At 71.2% G+C, this 23427-nt stretch carries 20 protein-coding genes; 11 read left to right on the plus strand and 9 right to left on the minus strand.

Annotated elements, in window-relative coordinates:
- Window positions 1-6 precede the first annotated feature (6 nt).
- A complete protein-coding gene (gene polX, locus K8638_RS04090; protein ID WP_223753072.1) occupies window positions 7-1761 on the minus strand; it encodes a DNA polymerase/3'-5' exonuclease PolX in 1755 nt (584 codons plus the stop codon).
- 67 nt (window positions 1762-1828) lie between these two features.
- On the opposite strand from polX, the gene K8638_RS04095 reads away from it, so the two are divergent.
- The 9 genes from K8638_RS04095 to K8638_RS04135 all read left to right on the plus strand — a co-directional run bounded on the left by K8638_RS04095 (window position 1829) and on the right by K8638_RS04135 (window position 12653).
- Window positions 1829-2146 carry a Rieske 2Fe-2S domain-containing protein gene (locus K8638_RS04095; RefSeq protein ID WP_223753073.1) on the plus strand — a complete coding sequence of 106 codons (318 nt, stop codon included), beginning with the start codon at window positions 1829-1831 and terminating at the stop codon, window positions 2144-2146.
- 57 nt (window positions 2147-2203) lie between these two features.
- Window positions 2204-2407 (plus strand): hypothetical protein, encoded by a 204-nt coding sequence (locus K8638_RS04100; protein WP_223753074.1) that lies wholly within the window; start codon window positions 2204-2206, stop codon window positions 2405-2407.
- 26 nt (window positions 2408-2433) lie between these two features.
- Window positions 2434-2901: a molybdenum cofactor biosynthesis protein B gene (locus tag K8638_RS04105; RefSeq protein WP_223753406.1), complete on the plus strand. Its 468-nt coding sequence runs from the start codon at window positions 2434-2436 to the stop codon at window positions 2899-2901.
- A gap of 169 nt (window positions 2902-3070) precedes the next feature.
- Window positions 3071-5122, plus strand: coding sequence for a M20/M25/M40 family metallo-hydrolase (locus K8638_RS04110; RefSeq protein ID WP_223753075.1), 2052 nt, complete (start codon window positions 3071-3073; stop codon window positions 5120-5122).
- A 175-nt stretch (window positions 5123-5297) separates the two neighbouring features.
- Window positions 5298-6200, plus strand: coding sequence for a TIGR02757 family protein (locus K8638_RS04115; protein WP_370643919.1), 903 nt, complete (start codon window positions 5298-5300; stop codon window positions 6198-6200).
- A 116-nt stretch (window positions 6201-6316) separates the two neighbouring features.
- On the plus strand, window positions 6317-8212 hold the full coding sequence (locus tag K8638_RS04120) for a hybrid sensor histidine kinase/response regulator (RefSeq protein ID WP_223753076.1): 1896 nt from the start codon (window positions 6317-6319) through the stop codon (window positions 8210-8212).
- Entirely contained in the window at window positions 8209-9366 is a 1158-nt protein-coding gene (locus K8638_RS04125; protein ID WP_223753077.1) for a dienelactone hydrolase family protein, read from the plus strand. Before K8638_RS04120 ends, K8638_RS04125 begins: the two co-directional genes overlap by 4 nt.
- 119 nt (window positions 9367-9485) lie before the next feature.
- Entirely contained in the window at window positions 9486-11747 is a 2262-nt protein-coding gene (eutB, locus tag K8638_RS04130) for an ethanolamine ammonia-lyase subunit EutB (RefSeq protein WP_223753078.1), read from the plus strand.
- A gap of 156 nt (window positions 11748-11903) precedes the next feature.
- Window positions 11904-12653: an SDR family NAD(P)-dependent oxidoreductase gene (locus K8638_RS04135; RefSeq protein WP_223753079.1), complete on the plus strand. Its 750-nt coding sequence runs from the start codon at window positions 11904-11906 to the stop codon at window positions 12651-12653.
- A gap of 58 nt (window positions 12654-12711) precedes the next feature.
- Here the strand turns inward: K8638_RS04135 and K8638_RS04140 are convergent, their stop codons facing one another.
- Window positions 12712-14202, minus strand: coding sequence for an NAD(P)/FAD-dependent oxidoreductase (locus K8638_RS04140; protein WP_223753080.1), 1491 nt, complete (start codon window positions 14200-14202; stop codon window positions 12712-12714).
- A 271-nt stretch (window positions 14203-14473) separates the two neighbouring features.
- Here K8638_RS04140 and K8638_RS04145 point away from each other — a divergent pair, with 271 nt between their 5' ends.
- Complete coding sequence (locus tag K8638_RS04145) at window positions 14474-15613, plus strand: tetratricopeptide repeat protein (RefSeq protein WP_223753081.1); 1140 nt, start codon at window positions 14474-14476, stop codon at window positions 15611-15613.
- Between the two features lie 6 nt (window positions 15614-15619).
- On the opposite strand, the gene K8638_RS04150 is transcribed toward K8638_RS04145, so the two are convergent.
- The 4 genes from K8638_RS04150 to K8638_RS04165 all read right to left on the minus strand — a co-directional run bounded on the left by K8638_RS04150 (window position 15620) and on the right by K8638_RS04165 (window position 19805).
- Entirely contained in the window at window positions 15620-16372 is a 753-nt protein-coding gene (locus tag K8638_RS04150; protein ID WP_223753082.1) for an energy transducer TonB, read from the minus strand.
- A 226-nt stretch (window positions 16373-16598) separates the two neighbouring features.
- Entirely contained in the window at window positions 16599-17081 is a 483-nt protein-coding gene (locus K8638_RS04155; RefSeq protein ID WP_223753083.1) for an energy transducer TonB, read from the minus strand.
- Between the two features lie 169 nt (window positions 17082-17250).
- The gene (locus tag K8638_RS04160; RefSeq protein ID WP_223753084.1) at window positions 17251-17970 is read right to left on the minus strand and encodes a response regulator transcription factor; all 720 of its coding nucleotides are present in this window, start codon (window positions 17968-17970) and stop codon (window positions 17251-17253) included.
- Entirely contained in the window at window positions 17967-19805 is a 1839-nt protein-coding gene (locus tag K8638_RS04165; protein ID WP_223753085.1) for a HAMP domain-containing sensor histidine kinase, read from the minus strand. The genes K8638_RS04160 and K8638_RS04165 overlap by 4 nt, the downstream gene beginning before the upstream one ends.
- A gap of 189 nt (window positions 19806-19994) precedes the next feature.
- Between K8638_RS04165 and K8638_RS04170 the strand changes: the two genes are divergently transcribed.
- Window positions 19995-20741 (plus strand): pyridoxal-phosphate dependent enzyme, encoded by a 747-nt coding sequence (locus tag K8638_RS04170; RefSeq protein ID WP_223753086.1) that lies wholly within the window; start codon window positions 19995-19997, stop codon window positions 20739-20741.
- A 3-nt stretch (window positions 20742-20744) separates the two neighbouring features.
- Here K8638_RS04170 and K8638_RS04175 read toward each other — a convergent pair whose 3' ends face one another.
- The 3 genes from K8638_RS04175 to K8638_RS04185 all read right to left on the minus strand — a co-directional run bounded on the left by K8638_RS04175 (window position 20745) and on the right by K8638_RS04185 (window position 23361).
- Complete coding sequence (locus tag K8638_RS04175) at window positions 20745-21512, minus strand: hypothetical protein (RefSeq protein WP_223753087.1); 768 nt, start codon at window positions 21510-21512, stop codon at window positions 20745-20747.
- Window positions 21513-21618: 106 nt separating this feature from the next.
- Entirely contained in the window at window positions 21619-21828 is a 210-nt protein-coding gene (locus tag K8638_RS04180) for a hypothetical protein (protein WP_223753088.1), read from the minus strand.
- 87 nt (window positions 21829-21915) lie between these two features.
- Window positions 21916-23361, minus strand: coding sequence for a C39 family peptidase (locus K8638_RS04185; protein WP_223753089.1), 1446 nt, complete (start codon window positions 23359-23361; stop codon window positions 21916-21918).
- Window positions 23362-23427 lie beyond the last annotated feature (66 nt).

Here is a 23427-nt window from a genome sequence, read left to right on the forward strand (position 1 = left end):
AGCCTATCACCGGCGCGCGCGCAGCGCGGAGACGAAGCGGTCCGCCGGCAGGGTATTGAGGATGTCGCGCTTGCGCGCCCAGCCCCGGCGGGCGGTGGCCACGGCGAAGGCCAGATTCCGCAGGTCCTCCTGGCGGTGCGCATCGCAGCTCACCACCAGTCTCACGCCCCGCTGGATGGCCTGGCGGATGTACTCGGCCTTGATGTCCAGCCGCGCCGGCTTGCCATTGATTTCCACCACCACGCCCCGCTCGGCGGCCCGCTCCAGCACCTCCTCCATGCGCAGGGGGTACGGCTCCCGGCTCTGGAGGAGGCGGCCGGTGGGGTGTCCGAGGATGTGCAGGCACGGGTTGTCCAGCGCGGCGAGCAGCCGGCGCGTCATCTGGTCCTCGTCCATGCCGTGCCGCACGTGGATGGAGCCGATGACCACCTCGAGCTGCTCCAGCACGCTGTCCGGGTAGTCCAGCGCGCCCGTCTCCAGGATGTCCACCTCGATGCCCTTGAGCAGGCGTACTTCAGGCACGGCCGCGTTGACGCGGTCGATTTCCTCCCACTGGCGCTTCAGGTCCTCCACCTTCAGGCCGCCGGCGTAGATGGCCGCCTGGCTGTGCTCGGTGACGGTGAGGTACTTCAGGCCCAGCGCCTTCGCGGCGAGCGCCATCTCCTCCAGCGAGTTCCTGCCGTCGGACCACGTGCTGTGCGCGTGCACGGCGCCCTGCACGTCCTCCAGCGTCACCAGGTCCTCGGGCAGGCGGCCCTCGCGCGCGGCCTCCACCTCGCCGTTGTCCTCGCGCAATTCGGGCGGCACGTACTGCATGTCCAGCAGCGCGTAGAGGGCGGCCTCGTCCTCCACCGGCACCTTCGTCCCATCCTCGCGGTGGACGCCCCACTCGGAAATCTTGAGGCCCCGCTCGTGGCCCAGGTTGCGCAGGCGGATGTGGTGGGCCTTGGAGCCGGTGAAGTGGTGCAGGGCGGTGGCGTAGTCCTCGTCCGGGAGCACGCGCAGGTCCACCTGCAGGTCGCCCGCGGCCATGCGCACGGAGCACTTGCTGCCGCCCTTGCCCAGCACCGCCGCCACGCCCGGGGCGCTGGCGAGCGCGTCCAGCACCGGGCCGGGGTCCGCCGCCGAGGCGATGATGTCCACGTCCGCCACCGTCTCCGCGCGGCGGCGCACGCTGCCGCCCAGGCTGGCGCGCACGACACCGGGGCTGGCCTTCACCTGCTCCAGGAGCGCCTCGGCCACGGGCAGCACGTCGCCCAGGAGCTTCCGCTCGCCGCGGGCACGCCGGTACACGGCGATGCCCTCCAGCATCTTCGCCTCGCTCTTCTCGCCAAAGCCCTTGAGCTGGCGCACGCGGCCTTCCTGGCACGCGCGCTCCAGGTCCTCGATTCCGCCCACCTCGAGCTCGCGCCACAGGGTGGCCACCTTCTTCGGGCCGAGGTCCGGCAGCTTCATCAGCTCCAGCAGCCCCGGGGGGAACTTCGCCTTCAGGTCCTCCAGGTAGCCCAGCCGGCCGGTGGTCACCAGCTCGGTGATCTTCTCCGCGAGCGCGGGGCCGATTCCCGGCAGGCTCTCCAGGCGGCCCTCCGCCACCAGCGGGCCCAGCTCCTGGGGGAGCCCGGCGATGCGGTCCGCGCCCATCTCGTACGCGCGGACGCGGTAGCCGCTCTCACCGTCGAGCTGCAGGAGGAGGGCGATGTCCCGGAGGACCTGGGCGACTGCCGCCTTGTCGACGGTCTGGGTGATGACGTCTGGAGTCACGGGAGCAAAGGTAATGCCCGGGGAACGGGGGTGCAGGCCGGCCTGCATTGTGGGAAAAGAGACCGCGATGACGAAGATCAAGCTGGGGCCGGCGGACTTCGCCGAGCGGGAGATGCGCGGCTACGAAGTCGGCAAGCGCAACGTGTGTATCGCGAAGATTCAGGGCCGCTACAAGGGGCTGGACGACTGGTGCAACCACGCGGGCTGTCTGCTATCGGGCGGCCGCATCGAGGGCAACATGGTTGTCTGTCCCTGCCACGAAGTGGGCTTCGACATGGACTCGGGCAGGAACGAGACCTCCCCGGGTGTCTGTGACGACCAGCCGACGGTCACCGTCGAAGTGCGGAACGGCGAGCTCGTCGTCGACCTGCCCGAGAACCCCTGACGCGCCCCGCGCGCACCGGAGCAACCGCCATGGCCCACGAGGGACACGACCACGACCATGACCATGACCACGGTCATGGGCACGACCACGCCCACGGGCACTCCCATGAGCATGACCACGCCCACGGGCACCACCACCATGAGCATGGGCCCGGGCACCCGCACCATGAGCACGACCACGCTCATGAACACGGGCACGAGCACCACCATCACCACCCGCACGGCCATGACCATGACCATGGGGGCGCGGGCTCGCAGGTGACGGCGGAGCACAAGGCGCGGGCGCCGGTGCACGTGAGCGCCTACGTGGTGACGTGCTCGGACAGCCGGGACGCCGCGAAGGACGAGAGCGGGCGGGTGCTGCGCGAGGCCCTGGAGTCGGCGGGGCACTCCATCGCCGGGTACACGGTGGTGAAGGACGACCCGGAGGCCATCCGCGGCGCGCTGGAGGCGGCGCGGGCCGCGGGGGCGCGGGCCGTGCTGTTCAACGGTGGGACGGGGATTGGCCGCCGCGACAGCACCGTGGAGACGCTCCAGGCGCTGTTCGAGAAGGAGCTGCCCGGGTTCGGTGAGCTGTTCCGGATGCTGTCGTACCGGCAGGTGGGCAGCGCGGCGATGATGTCCCGGGCCACCGCGGGCACGTATCAGGGGATGATTCTCTTCGCCCTCCCGGGCTCGCCCCAGGCCGTCCGCCTCGCCATGGACGCGCTCATCCTCCCGGAGCTGGGCCACGCCGTGCGCGAACTGACGCGTTAGCAACGTTCAAATCGTACTCCGGCCGGGTGGCGGACGGCCTGCTGCTGTTTCAGGACCAACGCAATTTCCTTGTTATCGCGAGAAATGACACACTCGCGGTGAGGGCCGGAATTCACGTGCCTTCAGGTCCGCAGCAGAGTCGTCCCCCCGCATGGCAGTGGAGAAGCGTATGAACATGAAGCGCCTGGCTTCAGTCGTCATGGTGCTCGGTTGTGTCTCGGCGTTTGCGAAGGCTCCTGAGTCGTCGGTTCCGGAGGCGCAGGCCCCGGCGGACCGTGAGGTCTGGATTACCGTCGGCTCGGATGTCGCGCACATCGTGAACGCGACGCTGGTCGGCTCCGGGTTCGCGGCGCCGGAGCAGGTCGGTCAGAAGGGTGAGGTCACCGCGTTCCGGGTACGCGAGTCCCAGCTCAACCTCATCTCCCGGGCGATGCATGACCGCGCCAACCGGTGTGGCGGTTACATCTACCACGACACGGAGGCCTCGGCGCTGGCCTCGATGGACAACACGGCGGCGGCCCAGGCGATGAGCTCGCTGGCGGTGACCTACACGGTGGACAACGCCGCGACGGTCAACGCGCTGGTGGCCGGGCTCCAGGAGCCCAACATCCGCAACACCATCACCCAGCTGTCCAGCTACACGACGCGCTACCACACGTCGTCGACGGGCACGACGGCGGCCAACTGGCTGAAGTCGCACTGGGAGAGCCTGGCGAACGGGCGCACCGACGTCACCGTGGAGCTCTACACCCACCCGTCCACCGTGACGACCCAGCCGTCCGTCATCATGACCATCCAGGGCACCACGCTGCCGTCGGAGGTCGTGGTCCTCGGCGGGCACCTGGACTCCACCAGCTCGGGCAGCACGGCGCCCGGCGCGGACGATGACGCGTCCGGTATCGCCACCCTCACCGAGGTGATTCGCATGGCGATGGTGCAGGGCTACCGTCCCCAGAGGACGGTGAAGTTCATGGCCTACGCCGCCGAGGAGGTGGGCCTGCGCGGCTCCAAGAACATCGCCGACACCTACAAGGCCAACGCCGTCAACGTGGTGGGCGTACTGCAGCTCGACATGACGAACTACCAGGGTTCGACCATCGACGTGGCGATGATGACGGACTACACCAACGCCGCGCAGAACTCGTTCATCACCAACCTCATCAGCACGTACTTCAATACCGACCCGAACAAGATCACCTGGTCCAACTCGACGTGCGGCTATGCGTGCTCGGACCACGCGTCGTGGACGAACGCGGGCTTCGCGGCCTCGATTCCGTTCGAGTCGCTGATGAGCCAGTACAACCCGTCCATCCACACGGTGAACGACACGCTGGCGCGCAGCAACAACAACGCGAACCACGCGCTGAAGTTCGCGAAGGTCGCCGCCGCCTATGTGGCCGAGCTGGCGAAGGGCTCCGTGAATGTGACGGACACCACGCCGCCGACGGTGGCGCTGACGGCGCCCGCGTCCGGTGCCACGGTGACCGGCACGGCCACCATCTCCGCGACGGCCTCGGACGCCTCGGGCATCGGCCGCGTGGACTTCCTGGTGGACGGGCAGGTGAAGGGCTCGGTGACGTCCTCGCCCTACAACTTCGCCTGGGACACGGCCTCCACGGCCAACGGCAGCCACACGGTGGCGGCGCGGGCGTACGACGGCGTGGGCAACTCGGCCACGAGCAGCAGCGTCACGGTGACGGTGAGCAACAGCACCAGCACGGCGGGGTACGACTCGACGCTGAAGGCGCCCCGGTGCCTCTCGGTGTCGTCCTCGTGTGACTCCGGCACGCTGCTCAACGGCCGCGGCGGCCTGGGGCCCGAGGTCAACACGCCGAACACCATCAACGGCTCGTGCGCGGACGGCCTGTCGGGCACGTACCACTCGGACGAGTCGAACGACCGCATCAAGGTGTCCACGACGGACGGGACGCCGTTCGCCGCGGGCAAGACGGTGAAGATTGACGCGACGGTCTGGGTGTACTCCACCACGGCCGACAAGCTGGACCTGTACTACGCGGCGAACGCCACCAGCCCGACGTGGACGTACATCACCACGATTACGCCGACCGCGAAGGGCGCGCAGACGCTGTCCGCGACGTACACGCTGCCCTCGGGCGCGGTGCAGGCGGTGCGCGCGCGCTTCCGCTACAACGGCAGCGTGGCCGCGTGCGGCACGGGCTCGTACAACGACCACGACGACCTCGTCTTCGCGGTGCAGTAGCAGGCGCCTCTCCCCCCTTCCTCCCGCGGGGAGGGAGGGGGGCGGGTTCCCGTTGCTCCGCCTCCGGGCACCGGCGAGAGTCGGGAAGCCCGGGCGGCAGGCCGCCGTTCCAGGAGCATTTGGGAGCCCCGACGTGACCCGCGGAACCGGACTGACCGCCCAGGGGGCCGAGCGCCTGCGCCCGGTGCTGGACGCCTTCCTGGCCTCCACCGACGCGCGCGCCCGCATCGGCTTCGACCCGGTGGAGTTCCCCCACCGCTACACCGACGCGCGCGACATCGAGGTCAGCGCCCTGCTCGCCGCCTCGCTGGCCTACGGGCGCGCGGACCTGTTCCGCCCCAAGGTGGACGCGCTCCTCCGTCGCATGGGGCCCTCGCCGGCCGCCTTCGTCCGCGCGCTCGACGTCTCCGGCGCCGCGTCGCTGCTCTCCGGTTTCGTCTATCGCTTCAACGTGGGCACCGACGTCGCCGTGCTCCTGCTCGGCATGGGCCGCGCGCTGCGCGAGCACGGAAGCCTGGAGGCCCTCTTCGTCCAGGGACTCCAGGCGCGCGGCACGCTGCACGGCGCGCTGGACGCCTTCACCACCACCCTGCGCCAGGTCCCCATGGACGCGCTGCGCGCCGCGCTGGGCCCGGAGCGGGGCCTGCACCACCTGCTGCCCTCGCCCCTGGGCACGGGGGCCGCCAAGCGGCTCAACCTTTTCCTCCGGTGGATGGTGCGCGGCCCCGACGCGGTGGACTTCGGCATCTGGAAGCGCGTGCCGCCCGCCACGCTCCTCATCCCCCTGGACACCCACATCGGCCGCATCTCCCAGCACCTGGGCCTCACCCGGCGCAAGGACCTGACATGGCGCACCGCCGAGGAGGTCACCGCCTCCCTGCGTGCGCTGGATGCCGCCGACCCCGTCCGCTACGACTTCGCCCTGTGCCACTACGGCATGAGCGGCGCCTGCCCGGCCCGGCCGGTGCCGGAGAACTGCGCTCGCTGCGCTCTCCTACCCACCTGCCGGGTGGGCCCCCGCGTGGTGGCCACGGCGACCCGGCGGGTCCGAGACGCCACCCGCCGGAAGTCGGTTTGAATGTTGAAAACCGGGCCGGCGTTGACCGTTTCGCCCGGGGACGCTGCAATCTCGAGCGTGGCCCCGCGTCTGCAAGACGGAAGGCAGGGCCTGTTCCGGGCCGGGGAGTGACGGCGGTGCACGCGACGTTGGTGGCGGTGCCTTTCGCGGTAGCGGAGGAAATCGAGCGGGGTCTGCGCGAGTCCGTGGCCGGACGGCCCTGTCACGTGCTGCGCGTGCCCGGAGTCTCGTCCCTGTCCGCCACCTCGGTGACGGAGGGGCTGCTCGTGGCGTGGGACGCGGGTGGCCCGCTGGAGGAGGCCGTCGCGGCCTGCCGCCAGCTGCATGTGTCCCGCGTGGCCTCGCGCACGCACCTCGTGGTGCTGACGCGGCGCGCGCCCATGGAAGCGGAGGCCCTGGCCGAGGCCGGCGCCGACGAGTGTGTCCTCCCTCCCGGCTCGAACTGGGGGGCGAGGATGGCGGCGCTGACGCGGCGCCTGGCGGCGGAGCGCGCGGATGCCGACGTCCACTCCCTGCGCCGCGCCGGGGACTTCCTGCGCAGCGCGCTCGACGCGGTGCCGGACCCCATCTTCGTCAAGGACCGGCAGCACCGGTTCATCGCCGTCAACAGCGCGTTCTGTCAGGTCATGGGAACCTCCGCGGACCAGCTCCTGGGCCGCTCGGACTACGACTTCGTCCCCGCCCACGAGGCGGACGTCTTCTGGGGGAAGGACGAGCAGGTCTTCCGCTCCGGCCAGCCCGACGAGAACGAGGAGACGCTCACCAACCCCAAGGGCCGGGGCCACATCGTGGTGACGAAGAAGGCCCCGTTCACCAGCACGGACGGAGAGGCGTTCCTCGTCGGCGTCATCCGGGACATCACGGACCGCAAGCGCCTGGAGTCGCAGCTCCTGGTGGCCGAGCGCATGGCCTCCGTGGGCACCCTGGCGGCGGGCGTGGCGCACGAAATCAACAACCCCCTGGCCTACGTCATCTCCAACATCTCCTTCCTGCGGGAGCGGCTGTCCCAGCCGGAGCTGAGTCCGGAGCAGCTCCTGGAGCTGCGCGAGGTGGTGGCGGAGGCGGAGGAGGGCGCCGGGCGGGTGCGCTCCATCGTCCGGGATTTGCGCACCTTCGCCCGCGCGGAGGAGGACCGGCATGGCCCGGTGGACGTGGCCCGCGTGGTGGACGCCGCGCTCCGGCTGGTGCGCAACGAGCTGTCGCACCGCGCCCGGCTGGTGTGCTCGCTGGAGCCGGTGCCGCGCGTCCACGGCAACGAGCTGCGCCTGAGCCAGGTCGTCGTCAACCTGCTGGTGAACGCGCTGCAGGCGCTGCCGGAGCGGGCCGTGGAGGAGAACCTGGTGCGCGTCTCCCTGCGCGCCGGCCGCGGCCAGGTGGAGCTGGAGGTGTTCGACAACGGGCACGGCATGCCGCCGGACGTGCAGCGCCGCATCTTCGACCCGTTCTTCACCACCCGGCCCGTGGGCGAGGGCACCGGGCTGGGGCTGTCCATCGGCCTCAGCCTCGTGCAGGCCATGGGCGGGCGCATCGAGGTGACCAGCGCGCCGGGCTGGGGCAGCTCCTTCCGCGTGGTGCTGCCGGCCCTCGTGGCGGAGGCGCCGGCCTCGTCCGAGGGGGCGCCCGCGTGCGCGCCGTGCCGGGTGGCGCCCCGCAGGCGGCTGCTGCTCATCGACGACGAGCCCTCCGTGGGCAACGCGGTGAGCCGCCTCGTGCGTGACGTCTACGAGGTCCGCGCCGTCCAGGACGCCCGCGAGGCGCTCCAGTTGCTGGCCAGCGGAGAGCGATTCGATGCCATCCTCTGTGACCTGATGATGCCGGGCATGAGCGGGATGGACTTCGTGATGGAGCTGGAGCGGCAGGCGCCGGAGCTGGCGCTGCGCACCGGGTTGATGACGGGCGGCGCCTTCACCGCGCAGGCGCGCGAGTTCGTGGGCCGTCACTCGAGGGGGCTGCTGGAGAAGCCCTTCGAGAGGGACCGCCTGTGCACCTTCGTGGAGCACCTGCTTCAATGAACCGGGCCGTCCGGAGGACGGTGGGCGCGTCGCTGGTGGCGCTGCTGGCGGTGGCATTGTGGGTGGGGCCGGACTGGCTGCGCGGCCTGTCCTTCGTGGTGCGAGCCGCGGGGATGAAGGGCGAGGCCGCCGAGGCCCTGTCCCGCTGGCACACGGTGCCCTTCGACGTGAGTGACTTGCGGGTGCCCACGCGGCATGGCCCGGTGCGCGCCCGGCTCTACCGGCCCGTGGACGGGTGGCGGGGGCGCACGGTGGTGCTCACCTCGGGCGTCCACGCGGACGGCATCGACGAGCCGCGCCTGGTGAAGCTCGCGGGCGACCTGGCCGCGGGAGGACACGCGGTGCTCACCCCCGAGCCCGAGGACCTGCTGCGCTACGAAATCACCCCGCGCCTGCCGGACATCATCGAGGACGCCGCCGCGTGGGCCGCGGGCCGGGAGGACCTCGCGCCCGACGGGAAGGTGGCCCTGTTCGGCATCAGCTTCTCCGGTGGGCTGTCCGTGGTGGCGGCGGGGCGGCCCGCGCTGAAGGAGCGGGTGGCCGCCACGCTCTCGTTCGGAGGGCACGGAGACCTGCCCCGGGTGCTGGCCTTCCTGTGCACCGGGGAGCTGTCCGACGGCAGCCGCCTGTCGCCGCACGACTACGGCGTGGTGGTCATCCTCCTCAACGTGGCGGACCGGCTGGTGCCTCCCGAGCAGGTGGAGCCGCTGCGCGCGGGCATCCGCACCTTCCTTCGGGCCTCGCACCTGACGCTCACCGACGCGGTGAAGGCGGAGGAGACGTTCGCCCGGGCGCGGGCGCTCCAGGCCGAGCTGCCCGAGCCCGCGGCCACGCTGCTGCGGCAGGTGAACACCCGGGACGTGGCGGCGCTGGGGCCCACGCTGCTGCCGTACGTGAAGGCCTTCGCCGCGGACCCGTCGATGTCACCGGCCCGCTCGCCGCCGCCGGGCTCGCCCGTCTACCTGCTGCACGGTGAGGGGGACACGGTGATTCCCTCCATGGAGGCCTCGCTGCTGGGCCAGGCGCTGCGGCCGCACACGGAGGTGCATGTGCTGGCCACGCCACTCATCTCCCACGCGGAGGTGGACCGGCAGGCGGCCCCGGCGGACGTGGGGCGCCTGGTGGGGTTCTGGTCGGACCTGCTGGACGAGTAGCGTGGGACCGCGGTGACCCGGCTCCGCGGATACGGAACAGGCGGGCAGACGTCTCGCAGGTGACAGCGAAACACCTGCATGGCTTCCGGAATGGCTCGCCGGATACATTGTCCGGCGCCATGAGCGTGAGCCTCCGCGACGTCCTCACCGGCGAGGACGTGTTCGGGTACATCCACCGGGTCCAGGGGACCTTCGACCCGCGCCTGTACCAACAGGTGCTCGGCGCGGCCAACGCGTTCAAGGAGGGGGATGCGGCCCTCGGCATCGCCGCGGCGGACGAGGTGTCACGGGCCAATGCCCGGGCGCTGCTGTCCCGCGCGAAGCTGGGCGACCTCCACGCGCATCCGCCCTTCGAGGACCGGCTCCATGCCTTCATGCTGGAGGGGCTGGACGTGGCGCTGCTCCCCCGGCTGGCGGAGTGGACGCTGGGGCAGCTCAAGAGCTTCCTGCTGACGGCGCCCGAGGCGGAGGTGCACGCCATCCTCGGAGGGCTGGGCAGCGACGTCATCGCCTGCGTCGTGAAGCTGATGAGCGACGCGGAGCTGACGGCGGTGGGGGCGCGCATCTTCCACCCGCTGCCGGGCAGCAGGCTGGGCGCGAAGGGCTACCTGGGCGCGCGCATCCAGCCCAACTCGCCCACGGACCACCCGGACGACATCCGCTGGCAGGTGTTCAACGGCTGGTCCTTCGCGGTGGGCGACGTGGTGCTGGGCACCAACCCGGTGTCCTCCGCGCCCGCGTCGGTGGCCGCGGTGGAGGCGGCGCTGCACGACATCCTCGTCACCTTCGGGCTGACGGAGGTGATGCCTCACTGCGTGCTGTCGCACATCGACGTGCAGGCGCAGGTGGAGGCACGGCAGCCGGGCACCACCGGCATCTGGTTCCAGAGTCTCGCGGGCAACGAGTCCGCCAACCGCACCTTCGACGTCACGATTGAGAAGATGGTGGCGTACGCGGCGCGGCGCACCGGGAAGTACGGCCTCTACTTCGAGACGGGGCAGGGCGCGGACGCGACGAACGGACACCACCACGGCTGCGACATGCTCATCCACGAGTCGCGCAAGTACGGCTTCGCGCGGGCGCTGAAGGCGCGCGTGGCGCTGGCGCAGCTCGGGGCGGGGCGGGCGCCGGAGCCGTGGGTGCACGTGAATGACGTGGCGGGCTTCATCGGGCCGGAGGTGTTCCGCACCCGTGAGCAGCTCGTGCGCTGCTGCCTGGAAGACATCGTCATGGGCAAGCTGCACGGGCTGATGATTGGCCTGGACGTGTGCTCCACGCTGCACATGGACGTGTCGCTGGATGATTTGAGCTGGTGCCTGGAGCAGGTGGCGCCCGCGGGCCCCGGCTACCTGATGGCGCTGCCCACGCGGAACGACCCGATGCTCAGCTACCTGACCACGGCGTTCCAGGACCACGTCCGGCTGCGGGAGAAGTTCGGCCTCGAGGTGGATGACCGGATGTGGGCCTTCTTCCAGGAGCTGGGCGTCATCGACGCGAGCGGCCGGCCCACGGAGCACTTCGGCGACCCGGCGTGGGTGTACCTCCAGTACCGGCGGCGCAAGGGGGACACGCGCCCGGACGCGGAGGTGCTCGCGGAGGCGAAGCGGGAGATGGCGGCGGTGCGCGAGCGCGGCGTGCCGCTGGCCGTGGGACATGGGGCCCGGGTCTGGGATTTGGAGCCGTCGCTGGAGCGGGAGCTGCGCGCGCTGTACGAGGACGCGAAGGCGGGCATCTGGTCGGAGCTGTCCGAGGACGTGGTGGCGCGGCTGCCGGACGTGGTGGCGCTGCGGACGTGCTCGGAGGACCGGCGCGACTACATCCTGCACCCGCCCTCGGGCGAGCGGCTGGACGCGGCCTCCGAGCTGGTGGTGCGGACGCTGCGGCTGCGGCAGGCCGGACAGTGGGATGCGCAGATTGTCATCTCGGACGGGCTGGATGCGCGCTCGCTGATGGACGAGGGGCACCTGCTGCCTTTCCTGACGGAGCTGCGGCGCGAGCTGGCGGCGGCGGGCTGGCGCGTGGCGCCCGAGCACCTGGTGGTGAAGTACGGGCGCGTGCGCGCGGGCTACCAGGTGGGCGAGCTGCTGTTGGGTGACCCGGAGGAGGAGGCGCCCCGGGCGCTGGTGCACGTCATCGGCGAGCGTCCCGGCTCCGGACACCATGCCTTCTCCGCGTACCTCAGCGCGCCCCCGGCGCGGGCGTGGGGCCGGCAGGGAAGGGTGGACCATGACATCACCCGGCTGATTGCCGGCATCTCCGACACGAGCGTGCGGCCGGAAGCGGCGGCGCGCGAGGCGGTTCGCATCCTCGCGGAGCTGGCCTCCTCGGCGCGCACCGTGCCTCCCACCGCGGGCGGCTCTGTCGAGGCGCGGGGTGCCTGAGCTGTCGAGCCCGCGCGAGAGGCCCGGGCCTTCTCGCGGTCCTTTGCAATTGTCATTCAGTGAGCGATAGCTCGCGGCGAGATGCCGCAGGGGGGGCCGAGAGGAGATGGAGTGTGGGGCCGGGCTCCGTCTCGAAGTGCCTCTGGGGGATTGAACATGCTGTTGGAGAACAAGGTCGCCGTCATCTACGGCGCGGGCGGTCCCATCGGCGGCGCGGTGTCCCGCGCCTTCGCACGCGAAGGGGCCCGCGTCTTCCTCGCGGGACGCACCCGGGAAAAGCTCGACAAGGTCGCGGCGCTCATCCGCTCCGAGGGCGGCGTGGTGGAACCCGCCATCGTGGATGCCCTGGACCCGCGGAGCGTTGACGCCTTCGCGGACGCGGTGGTCGCGGAGGCCGGACACATCGACATCTCGTTCAACGTCGTCGGGTATGGGGACGTCCAGCTGCCCCTGATGGAGATATCGGTCGAGGATTTCCTCAAGCCCATCACCCAGGCGATGCGGACGCAGTTCCTGACGACCCGGGCGGCGGTCCGGCACATGCTCAAGCGCCGGTCAGGGGTCATCCTGACGTTCGGCGGCTCCGGGCCGCAGACGATCCCCGGGCTGGGAGGCTTCAAGGTCGCGCTCGATGCCATCGAGGGGCTTCGCCGGCAGTGGGCCTGCGAGCTCGGGCCGCATGGCATCCGCGTCGTCACCCTGAAGACCGGGGGCGTGCCCGAGTCCATTCCCGGGTCCGTTCCCGGGCGGGACGAAATCGCCGCGAGCATCCAGCGGGCCACGTTGCTGGGCCGGGCCGCGACGCTGGCCGACGTGGGCAACGTGGCGGCCTTCGTGGCGTCGGACCGCGCCCGCACCATGACCTCCACGGAGGTCAACATCTCCTGCGGCGCGATGGTGGATTGAGCCGGAGTCAGCGCGCCTGGGCGCTCGCATGGAGCCTCCGTGCCAGCGCCCGCTGCCGTCAGCTTCGCGAGGCGATGCTCGCGGCCGTGCGCACTCCGCCCACCGCCGTGGCCAGCGTGCTCTGGCCGGGGAACACCGAGTCCCCCACCAGCCACAGCCCGTCCATCACCTGCATGGGGCCCAGGTTCCGGTAGTTGGCCAGCCCCGCGCGCCGGGGCACGCCTCCCACCGCGCCGCCCTCTCGCTGGGTGAAGCGCTGGTACGTGCGCGGTGAGGCCGTCATCGTGTGCGTGAGCCCCGCCATCCACTCGGGCGCGAGCTGCTCCAGGCCCTGGTGCATGTGCTCCTGGATGCCGGACAGGTAGCGCCCCTGGTCCTCCGCGGACATGCGCGCCAGGGCCTTCAGCGGCACGTGCGTGGACACCGTCACCGTGCGGTGCCCCACTGGCGCGCGGCCCTCGTCCGCTTCGCCGCTGATGGACATGAACAGGTGGTTGCCCTCGATGAAGGGGGCGCTCGTGTTTCGCACCAGCTCCAGGTGGTGCGCGCCGCCGTCCCCGTGCTCCGGTGCCCTCACCACGAGGTACAGCATCGCCGCGCCCCAGCCCTCCTCGATGCGCTCGGACAGGGCGCCCAGCCGGGGGAGCTGCTCGGGCGGCAGGCCCAGCAGCCGCGTCACCCCGCGCGGCAGCAGGTTGGCCACCACGTGCCGTGCCCGCAGCTCGCCCCTTCGCGCGGACACGCTCCAGCCTCCAGGCACCCGCGTGAGGGACTTCACCCGGTTGGCCAGCAGCACCGTGCCGCCTCCGTGCTCCACCGCCCGCGCCAGGGCCTCCGCGAGACGGCCGATGCCGCCGCGGACATGGCCCGTGCCCCGCCAGTAGTAGTCCATGGCCGCCAGCGCGAAGAGGGACTCCGCCTCCGCGGCGCCGCACTGCACCGTGATTTGACAGAGCGCGTCCAGATACGTGCGCAGCGGCGTGAAGCCCGCCAGTCCCAGGTGCTCCAGCACCGCGCCCAGGGGGCGCCCCATCCACCGCGGCAGTGGCGCGTACTGGAAGGCCCGCCCCGCGTGGCGCAGCAGGGCCTTCATGTCCAGCGGCGGCAGCAGCTCCGGGTCATCGAACAGTGGCCACAGCGCCCCGGCCACCCGGGCCTGCAAGGCGAACAGCCGCCGGATGCCGGAGACGGGAGCGCCAGGCAGGGCGCACAGGGACTCGATGAAGCGGGCCCGGTCCCGGTGCACGGGCAGCCGCAGCTCCGGCGTGCGCAGCTCCACCACGGGGTCCAGCCACTCCACTGTCACGGCCATGCCGTGCTCGCGAATCCAGCGGCCGAAGAGCTGGTGCGGCTCGAAGCCGGAGGAGAGGGTGGCCCCGGCCTCGAAGGCGTGGCCTTCCCGCTGGAAGGTGCTGGCGCAGCCGCCCGGGTAGTTCAGCGTCTCGCACAGCGCCACCCGAGCGCCCCGCCGCGTCAGCTCCAGCGCCGTGGCGAGCCCGCCGAAGCCCGCGCCCACCACCACCGCGTCGTACCAGGTGCTCGACATCATCCGTGCCCGGAACCCGCGGCCGGCGGCACTCCGGCCAGAGAGGCCGGGTCCCCATGCCCGCGGTACCGCGACCCTGGCCCGGTGCGGCGCCCCGCTACTAACGAGGGCCTTCCCTCCGCGCGAGCCTTTCCACCGGGCCGGGCTACGCTGCCCGAGGGCCAGCCTGGCCAGCCCGTCCTCGACAGGCCGTGTCTTTTCATTTCGGGTGCGGGAGGACCTGGCCGCCGGCGCGTAGACTGGGGAGACGCCTCCACCGAAAGGGCCCCTCCGCTTGCACCGCTCACTCATCGTCATCGGCTGTGTGCTCGTCCTGGGCTGCGCTTCGACGCCGAAGCCCGCCGCCGTGCCGCCCGCGGAGGCCACGAAGACTCCGGCCACCGCCCAGCGCTCCCAGCCGGAGGAGCCGCGGTACCTCACCCCCTCGCAGATTCTGAAGCGCCTGGAGGAGTCCAAGGTCTCCTACTCCGTGGAGGGCAGGGACTCACCGCCGGGCGGCTGGGCGGACGCGCTCTGGCCGCAGCGCGTGCAGGCCGTGGAGTTCCCTCGCGTGGTGGTGGAGGGCGGCGAGCGTGTCATCCGCGAGTGGCCGGAGAATCCGCGCGCGCGGGCGCTGCTCGACGAGGCCGAGCCCCACTTCGAGGCGCGGCGCTACGAGGAGGCGGGGAAGCTCTACGCCCGTGCCACCGAGGTGTGCCCTGACTGCTACGTGGCCTGGAACTTCCGCGGGGACGCGGCCTACTTCGCCGGGGACGCGGACACCGCGCTGGGGCACTACCGCAAGGCCCTCTCCATCAACCCCGATGACCACCGCTCCTGGTTCTTCATGGGCAACGCGCTCGCGCGGCTGGAGCGCTTCGACGAGGCGCTGGAGGCGTGGGCGTGGTGCCTGACGCTCAACCCGCGCTACCCCGTCATCCGCCAGTTCTTCCGCAACAACGCGAGCCTCGGGCTGGTCATTCTCGAGGACACCATCGTCCCGCGAGGCTACGCGGAGCGGACGGCCAACGGCGTCTCCATCCAGTTCGACCCGAACCATGACCCGGCGTGGCTCGCCTTCGCCAACTGCAAGGCCCTGTGGCTGGGCGAGCCGTCACACCGGCAGGAGATGACCGGCACCACCGAGGAGCACTTCAACTCCGTGGAGGAGCTGGAGTGCCTGGGCTCCGCGCTGGCCGTCCACGTGGGCCAGCGGGAGCAGGGGAAGACGGAGTCGTCGGACCCCACGCTGGACCGGCTGTACGTCATCGCCCAGGACGGCATGCTGATGGAGGCGGTGCTCTTCGAGGTGGGGGCCCGCGTGCACCCCCAGCTCATGCTCACCATGGAGGATGCCTCCCGCCAGCGCATCAAGGCCTACGTGCTCGAGCACGTGCTGGTCCCCGCGGCGAAGGCGGGACGCTACGACCTCTGATGCGCGTTACCGGGGCAGCTTGAGCCGGATGGTGAAGACGTACGACACGCTCACGGGCCTGTTCTGGAACGTCACCGGCCGGTAGCGGCGGCTGTGGAGGGCCTCCACCACGGCCGCGTCCATGTGCGCCAGGCCCTTGATGACGCGGCAGTCGCGCACGCTTCCGTCCACGGTGATGACGCACTTGGCGATGAGCGTGCCCTCCACGCGGGCCACGCGCGCCTCGGGCGTGTAGTCGATGTTCTGCCCGCCCAGCAGGACCGGCGGCGTCATGCCCGAGCCGAAGGGGAGGACCTCCGTGCCCGTGCCGCCCATGCCGCCCGTGAGGCCGGGGATGAGCGGCACGCCGATGGCCGTGCTGTTCGGGTCACCATCCGGGTGTCCACCGACGACGCCTTCGCCTCCCGTATTCGCCAACTCGTCCGTGTCGCCGGAGTCGGACGGGCCGGGGTCGGGCTCCACGGGCTGGGGATCCGCGGGCAGCGGCTGCACCTGCGTGGGGATGCGGTCCCGCTTGGGAGGACGCGGCTTGGGCGCGGCCGCGGCCTTCGGCGCGGCGGGGGCCGGAGTGCCCTTGGCCAGGTTGGGGCCCTGGCTCAGCTTGAGGACGTATTCCTTTTCCGGCTCGTCGGGGGGCTCCGAGGGCCGGGCGGAGATGAAGAGCACCGCGACGAACAGTGCCGCGTGCACTCCGATGGAGACCCACACGCCAGTGCCAAGACGCCCTGCTCGCTTCGGCTCGATGACGGACCTGAACATACCGGATGCCTCCTCCAAGGAAGGGCGCTCCCGGTGGACGGCCGCACCTCACGGACCGGCACCGGCGTGGGCTGATGGCTCTGGAGCGCCCTGTCCACGCAGGATTCAAAGTACGAAGTCGCGGCGGCGGAATGGCGGTGAGTCGTCCATCTCTTGGTCACGGTTCCGTCATGATGCTCGCCCGGTGGCTCCAGGGCCGGCCGGCAACCGGCACGGCTCCGCGGGGCTACCTGGGCAAGGTGAGCCGGATGGTGAAAACAAAAGAGAAGTCCACCGGCTTGCCCTGGACCACCACCGGCTTGTAGCGCCGGGCGAGCAGGGCCTTCACCACCACGTCGTTCATGGGCTCCAGGCCCTTGATGACCCTGCAGTCCCGCACCCGGCCCGTCCGGGTGATGACGCACTTCACGAGCATCGTTCCCTGCACGCGAGCCGCGACCGCCTCGGGCGTGTACTGGATGGGAGGGCCCTCCAGCAGCTCCAGTGGCGGCAAGGGCTCGAAGGGGGCGCAGTGGATGGCCTCCGGGTTCGTGGTGCAATCGTGCGGGAGCGGGGCGTTGCGCGCGAGGATGTACCTGTCCACGAAGGCGCTGTCCGGCGCTGTCTCAGGTGGGGCACCGGGCCCGGCCTCGTCAGGACCTGTCTTCGAGGAGCACGCGGCGGCGAAGAGCACCGCGATGAGCACTCCCCGCGCTTCGATGGACATCATGCCGGGGCGATGGCACCCCGCTCGGCGTCGCCTGGTGGCCGACTGATGCATGCCGGAAGACCTCCGCGTTGCGCGCTCCGTGGCTCGGAGCGCCCTGTCCCGCCGGGGAGCCTGGCGGGCCGGCACCGCGGGATGGCCGTGGCTCGGCCATCTCTCCATCATGGTTCCGTCAGGGCGACGAGGTGACCTCCATCCGGTAGCCCACGCCCCGGATGGTGTGGATGGTGAAGCCGGAGGCGTTCGTCCACCCCAGCTTCTTCTTCAGGCTGGAGACGAAGTTGTCCACCGTGCGCGGGTCCACCACCACGTCCCGGCCCCATACCGCGTCCAGGATTTCCCCCCGGGGCAGGGCCCGGTCCTTGTTGCGCAGCAGATAGGCCAGCAGGTCGAACTCGGTGCGCGTCAGCTCCACGTCTGTCCCGTCCGGCCGCGTCACCGCGCGCCGGCCCAGGTCCAGCGTGAAGCCGCTGAAGGCCACGACCTGGGGAGGCGGCGTGCCGGCCCGGCGCACCAGCGCGCGCACCCGGGCCAGCAACTCCCGCAGCCGGTAGGGCTTGGTCAGGTAGTCCTGCGCGCCCGCCTCGAAGCCCCGGAGGATGTCGTCCTCCAGCGAGCGCGCGGTGAGCATCATCACCATGCTCTTCACGCCCTGGCTCCGCAGCCGCCGGCAGAAGCTGTAGCCGTCCTCGCCCGGCAGCATCACGTCCAGGAGGAGCAGGTCGAACTCGCGCTCGCGCAACAGCGGCTCGGCGTCGCGGGTGGAGGAGGCCTCGGAGACCACGTAGCCCTCGTCCTGCAGGTTGTCCCGCAGGCCGATACGAAGGTGGGCATCGTCCTCGACGATGAGGATGGAAGGACGGGTGGACGGAGGCGGGGTCGCGGTCGTCATCGAGGGGGCTCGAGAAAGGTCAGGGCGAACGTGGTGCCCTCCGGCCCGGAGGATGCCACCTGGATGTCGCCGCCGTGCAACTTCATGATCTTCCGGCAGAGCGCCAGTCCCAGGCCACTGCCATGGACCTCCGGGCCGGGTTGTGTCAGCCGGTAGAAGTCCAGGAAGACGTTCTCCCATTCGCTCACGGGGATGCCCACGCCATTGTCCTGGAAGAGCACGGTACAGAAATGGCCGGGAATCACCTGGGCGCTGACGGAGACGGCCACCGGGCTGCGCCGGTTGTAGACACACGCGTTGCGGCCCAGGTTGGAGAAGAGCAGCCGCAGGAGGTACGGGTCCGCCTCCAGCTCCGCGTCGCCCACGTCCGTGGTCAGCTCCACCGGCTCGGTGGTGGCGCCGGCAAGGTCGTCGCGCAGCGGCTTCATCAGGTCCTCCAGGCGCACGCGCGAGGTCCGCAGCTTCCAGCGGCCCTTGTCGATGCGGTTGAAGGACAGGATGTTCTCCACGAGGAAGTGCAGCCCGTCCGCGGCCTGGACGATGCGCGCCGGGTAGTCCCGCATCTCCGGGGCCTGGGCGAGCTTGCGCTCCAGCGTCTCGCCCAGCAGCCGGATGGAGGCCAGCGGCGTGCGCAGCTCGTGCGAGACGGTGGCCACGAAGTCGCTCTTCAGCTCCAGGTAGCGGTACTTGCGCTGCTGCGACACCACCGACAGCGCGAAGATGGCCACCGCCAGGAAGCCGCACACGGCCACCAGCACCGTCTTCAGCCCGTAGCGCGCCTCGATGTCCGCCTCCGCCCGGGTCCACTGCGGCATGTCCACCGCCATCTGCAGCGTGCTCAGGGGTTGCGCCGAGGCTTCGAGCTCCAGCCGCAGGCGGTCATTCGCATCGAGGAGGCGGCGCGCGCGCATGTCCTCGGCGATGGGGAGCAGCAGCGCGTCGAGGTCCTTCACGAAGATGCCGTAGACCGCCTCGTCCCGCTGCTCCACGTACCACTGCTGGCCCAGCAGGGTGGGCCCGACGATGGCGAGCGCGGGAGGGGGAATCAACATGCCGGCGCCCATCTCCGCCGCGCGGGCGTTGAAGTCGTCGATGGGCTCGTCCATCAGCTTGCTCAGCCGGACGATGCGCTCGTGGAGGAAGTTGAAGTCCACCTGGCTGAAGTGGGAGACGTCTCTCAGCAGGTCCCGCTGGAGCCCCGCCCCGCGGGCGAAGCCGCCGAAGTCCTCCGGCAGGCCCTCGCGCAGCAGCGCCCGGACCAGCGGCAGCGTGGCGGGGCCCCGCTGCAGGCGCTCCACCACCAGCAGCATGAAGGGCAGCTCCTGCACCGGGGAGAGCGGGTTGGCGGAGTGGTAGCGCAGCAGGTCTTCCATCAGCGTGGTGGCGGCCCGCGAGTTCCCGGTCGCGAGCGCCGCCTCCACGGCGCGCAGCCGCGTCAGCCGCGGGTCCCACCGGCCCGCGGGTGAGCCGTCCCTGAGGTGGAAGGCGAGGAAGCCGTACGTCTCGCGCGCGGGCGTCAGGGTGTCCGTCCGGGGCCGGTCGAGCCGGGGGAGGAAGGGCCGGTCGCGGAAGAGGAGGTAGAAGCCCTCGGCCGGGGCGAGCGGGTCTCCCACCGCGGCGTGGAGCGCGGGGATGTTCTCCTCGAGGTGCCGCTTCAGGCTCTGCCGCAGCGACTCGGCGGCGGTGTGCTCCAGGGCCTCGCGGCGCGAGCGCATCTGGGCGCGGGCGTCCTCGCGCTCCTGGTGGAAGATGCGCTGGAGGCTGACCAGCCCCCAGGCGAGCGCCAGGAGGCCACAACCCAGGGCCACGAGCGTGGGAAGGAGGCGGCGCAGCATGGAGTGTTCTCCGCCCACTATCGCACAGCCGCCGGCCCTCCGAGGCCTTTCCCTTTGGACCGGGGGCGGGGGATGGTGTCCCTGGAGAGCGGACAGGCGTACTTCCGGTCCACGGGCTGACAGCGGGGGGCGCGTGCGAATGGCGCCAGGGGGCCCGGGTGCGGAGGTTGGGCGGCTGGAGGTGCACGCATGCGCGTCGTCTTTCCCCTGTCGCGTCCATGGCCTGGCGGCCCGGTGGTGCTGTGGGGGGGAGCGCTCCCCGCCGGCAGCCTCAAGTACCTCACCTTCTCCCGCTACCTGGAGTCGGTGCCCGCGGAGGCGAGGGGGCTGGTGGAGCTGTCGGGCGCCTCCACCGCGCTGGCGCTGGACGCGCTGGGGCGGGAGCGGGGGCTGCCGGTGGTGGCGGTGACGGACGCCATGGGCACGGCCTACCTGCGCTCGCACGGCTTCGGCGGCGAGGTGCGCACCGTGCGGGGCTTCTCCGAGGCCTGGGAGGTGGCCCTGGGCTACGAGCACCAGGGCTGGTGCTGGCCCCGGCAGCTCGCCAACGGGGCGCTGGTGGAGTGCGTGGAGTCGTGGGCCACGTTGCTGCGCGACAGGGTGCGCGACGCGTTCCCCGACGTGAGGAGCGTGGTGTGTGGCTTCGGCACGGGCGCCACCGTGGTGGGGCTGCACCGGGCCTTCGCGCCGCTCGGCTACGAGGTGGTGGCCCTGCAGCCCGCGCGGGGCCGGACGATGTCCGGCTGGCGGCGCTGGGCGGAGCAGAGCCTGGGGGAGACGGACCTCTTCTATCCGTACCGCGAGCAGGTGACGCTGGAGACCGCCGGCGTGAAGTGCGCCGACAACCTGGGCGCGCTGCTGGCCCACGCGCGAGCGGAGCGCAGGCCGGAGGAGGTGCTCGTCATCTCCCACGACGCGCGCCCCCCGTTCGGCTGAGGCCTACGGCTGCCCACCGCCGGCCCGGTCACCACCCCGGGGGCGCTCCTCGCGCCATTCCTCGCGCCGCATCTCCTGGTACCGGGCCTGCTGGGACTCGTCGAGCAGCGCGTTCATCTCCTGGTCCGTCCGCTGGCGCTCCGCGCGCAGCTCCTGCCGCACGTCGCGCGGGTTCTTCGTGCCGGCGCTGACCTCCTGCAGGAGCGACTGGCGCTTCGCGTCCTCGGCCTGCACCCGGCGCATCAGCGCCTGCTCCTGGTTGTAGTCGAGGCGCGCGTCGCTCACGAACTTCCGCAGCCGCTCGTCCCGCTGCGTCTGGGCCTGGGCCTGGGCCTGCATCCACTCCTGCTGGCGGGCCTGCCGCTGCTCGGCGCGCATCTCGTCCTGCGCGGCGCGCACCGCGTCCTTCAGGAAGGCGCGCCCGCCCTCGGAGTTCAGCGCCTCGCCCGCCATCAGGCCGCGCACCTCCTCGCGAAGCTGCTCCAGCTCCGCCGTGAGCGCCGCCGGGGCACCGGCCACCACGCCTCCGTCCGCGGTCACCACCGGACGCTGCTCCAGCGCCATCAGCCGGCGGGACAGCCCCAGCGTGGTGTCCTCCAGCGCCCGCACCCTCCGCTCCAGGTCCTCCACGTCGGCGGGGGTGGCGCCAACCGGGGCGTCCTGGAGGGCGGGGACAGGGGAGGGGGCGCTCTTCCCACCCGGGCCCCAGAGGGCCACGGCGAGCGCCGCGGAAGCGAGGACGAGCGAGGCAATGCCGAGCAGCCTGTTCATGTCTTCTCCGACGGAGGCGGGGCCCCTGTATTCCATGCCCCGCCCCCGGGCGCGCTCCACCCTCACGGGGTGTGCGCGGCGCCTCCCACCCGAAGCTCCGGCGGGCTCAGCGGCGCTCGGCGGGCTTCGTGGGGTCGTCCATGTCGATGGGGCCCTGGCTCGGGCCGTACTTCATCGCGCAGTCGTCGCACATCCAGAACCGGACGATCATCCCGTTGTCGCCGTTGGAGATGTACGAGGAGCCGACCACGGCCGCGCTCTCCGGCTGCTTGCAGGAGATGCACGTGTTGCGCTGGGGCTGATTGCTCTGGGACATCCTTCGCCTCGGGTGCGGAAATGAAATGGACCGGCATCATGCGGATGTCGGTCCACGAAAAACAGACCCTTCCTGGACTGTGAAACCTCAGCCGATGGCCATCTGGTAGCCACCGTTGGGGTTGGAGCGGAGGAAGTGCCGCATCTGCTCCGGGGTGATGGTCTTCACGTTGGCGTCGGCCGGGTCGCGCACGATGAAGTTGCCGTTGGCATCCATGCCCGCCACCGTGACGTAGTGGCCGGAGGTGCGGCCCTCGTTCTGGTGCGGCGGCATCGCGTGGTAGTCGCCGTTGGCCACCACCAGCTTGCCCTGCTTGAGCTGCTCGGCGATCCACTCCACGTTGGCGCCGGGGCCCTTGGTGACGCAGTCCTTGCCCATGGCCCTGGCCATCTTCGCGATGCCGTTCACGTCGGTGCCGTTGCCGCTGGTGCCGCCAATCTTGCCCAGGTGGTTGATGAGCTGGGCGTCCGTCATGCCCTGGCCGTAGCCGACGGCGCGGGCAATCTGCGCCATGGACGTGGGGCCGCAGTTGGCCGGGCCGTTCCAGTAGTTCCCGTCCTTGCCGGCCGGGTTGTACTGGCTGATCTGCGGCACCTTGCTCGCGTCCACCTTCCCGTTGCCCGTCACCGGCGCGGTGCCGCCCACCGAGGGCGCCTTGTCGCCCGGGTTGAGGTCCACCATGCCGGGCTTGCTGGCGCCGGGCGCGAAGCTGCTCTGGTCCGAGCCGGCCACGCCCGGCAGCTTGAGGGTGTCACCCGCCATGATGAGGTTGGGGTTGGTGATCTTCGGGTTCAGCGCCTGGATCTGCTTGATGATGTCCCAGTGCGAGCCCTCCATGCCCTTCGCCTTGAGCTGCGAGGCGATGCCCCAGAGGGTGTCTCCGCTCTTGATCTTGTAGTCGGAGTCCGTCACCGGCTGGCGAGAGCCGGGGGACTCGGTGCCGCCCGGCTTCCCGCCCGGCGGGGTGTTGTCCCTGCCCGGCACGGTGGTGTCGGGGACGTGGGTGTTGCCGCCCGTCGGCGTCTTGCCACCCGGGAAGAGCGTGTTGATGTGGTTCTGGATCTTGCTCTGGTAGTCGTAGCCGCGCGCGTCGTTCATCGCGCCGGCGCCGCGGTGCCACTCGCGCGCGGCGGCCAGGCTGCTGCCGTGCTTCTTCGTCAGGTCGCCAATCGTCTTGGCGAGGAACTCCATCTGCTTCTCGGGCGGAATCGTCTTCGCGTTGGCGCCGCGGCCCACCTGCATGCCGGACCACTTCTCGAAGGAGGGGAGCAGGCCGTTGTCGTCGAGCCCGATGAGGCCGTGGCCCGTGCCGTCACGGTGCACGCCGTGGTTCTTGAACGAGGACTCCTGCGCGACGATGCCCGCGAGCACCTTGGGGTCGGCGCCGTACTTCTGCGCGTACTTCTCGATGTACGGCCAGAGCTGCTGGAGGTTGAGCTGCGCGTCCCTGCCCTGCGGAAGCCCCGAGGCCTGCGTCGTGGTGGGCGAGGACGTATAGACGGGCTGGCGGACGTCGATGCGTGGGGAGTTCATGGGGGCGCTCCTGGGGCAAAGTAGGGGGGCGGCTTACATGGGGATTTTCGGACCCACCGCCGCGAA

The organism is Myxococcus sp. RHSTA-1-4, from assembly GCF_020037125.1.
Taxonomy (GTDB): domain Bacteria; phylum Myxococcota; class Myxococcia; order Myxococcales; family Myxococcaceae; genus Myxococcus.

Excerpts from the sequence above, each read along its gene's own strand:
- K8638_RS04180 (WP_223753088.1), bottom strand. The coding sequence starts at position 21,828 with ATGTCCCAGAGCAATCAGCCCCAGCGCAACACGTGCATCTCCTGCAAG.
- K8638_RS04170 (WP_223753086.1), top strand. The coding sequence starts at position 19,995 with ATGCGCGTCGTCTTTCCCCTGTCGCGTCCATGGCCTGGCGGCCCGGTG.
- K8638_RS04095 (WP_223753073.1), top strand. The coding sequence starts at position 1,829 with ATGACGAAGATCAAGCTGGGGCCGGCGGACTTCGCCGAGCGGGAGATG.
- K8638_RS04125 (WP_223753077.1), top strand. The coding sequence starts at position 8,209 with ATGAACCGGGCCGTCCGGAGGACGGTGGGCGCGTCGCTGGTGGCGCTG.
- K8638_RS04140 (WP_223753080.1), bottom strand. The coding sequence starts at position 14,202 with ATGATGTCGAGCACCTGGTACGACGCGGTGGTGGTGGGCGCGGGCTTC.
- K8638_RS04175 (WP_223753087.1), bottom strand. The coding sequence starts at position 21,512 with ATGAACAGGCTGCTCGGCATTGCCTCGCTCGTCCTCGCTTCCGCGGCG.
- K8638_RS04100 (WP_223753074.1), top strand. The coding sequence starts at position 2,204 with ATGACCATGACCACGGTCATGGGCACGACCACGCCCACGGGCACTCCC.
- K8638_RS04165 (WP_223753085.1), bottom strand. The coding sequence starts at position 19,805 with ATGCTGCGCCGCCTCCTTCCCACGCTCGTGGCCCTGGGTTGTGGCCTC.
- K8638_RS04135 (WP_223753079.1), top strand. The coding sequence starts at position 11,904 with ATGCTGTTGGAGAACAAGGTCGCCGTCATCTACGGCGCGGGCGGTCCC.
- K8638_RS04155 (WP_223753083.1), bottom strand. The coding sequence starts at position 17,081 with ATGATGTCCATCGAAGCGCGGGGAGTGCTCATCGCGGTGCTCTTCGCC.
- K8638_RS04160 (WP_223753084.1), bottom strand. The coding sequence starts at position 17,970 with ATGACGACCGCGACCCCGCCTCCGTCCACCCGTCCTTCCATCCTCATC.
- eutB (WP_223753078.1), top strand. The coding sequence starts at position 9,486 with ATGAGCGTGAGCCTCCGCGACGTCCTCACCGGCGAGGACGTGTTCGGG.
- K8638_RS04150 (WP_223753082.1), bottom strand. The coding sequence starts at position 16,372 with ATGTTCAGGTCCGTCATCGAGCCGAAGCGAGCAGGGCGTCTTGGCACT.
- K8638_RS04110 (WP_223753075.1), top strand. The coding sequence starts at position 3,071 with ATGAACATGAAGCGCCTGGCTTCAGTCGTCATGGTGCTCGGTTGTGTC.
- K8638_RS04185 (WP_223753089.1), bottom strand. The coding sequence starts at position 23,361 with ATGAACTCCCCACGCATCGACGTCCGCCAGCCCGTCTATACGTCCTCG.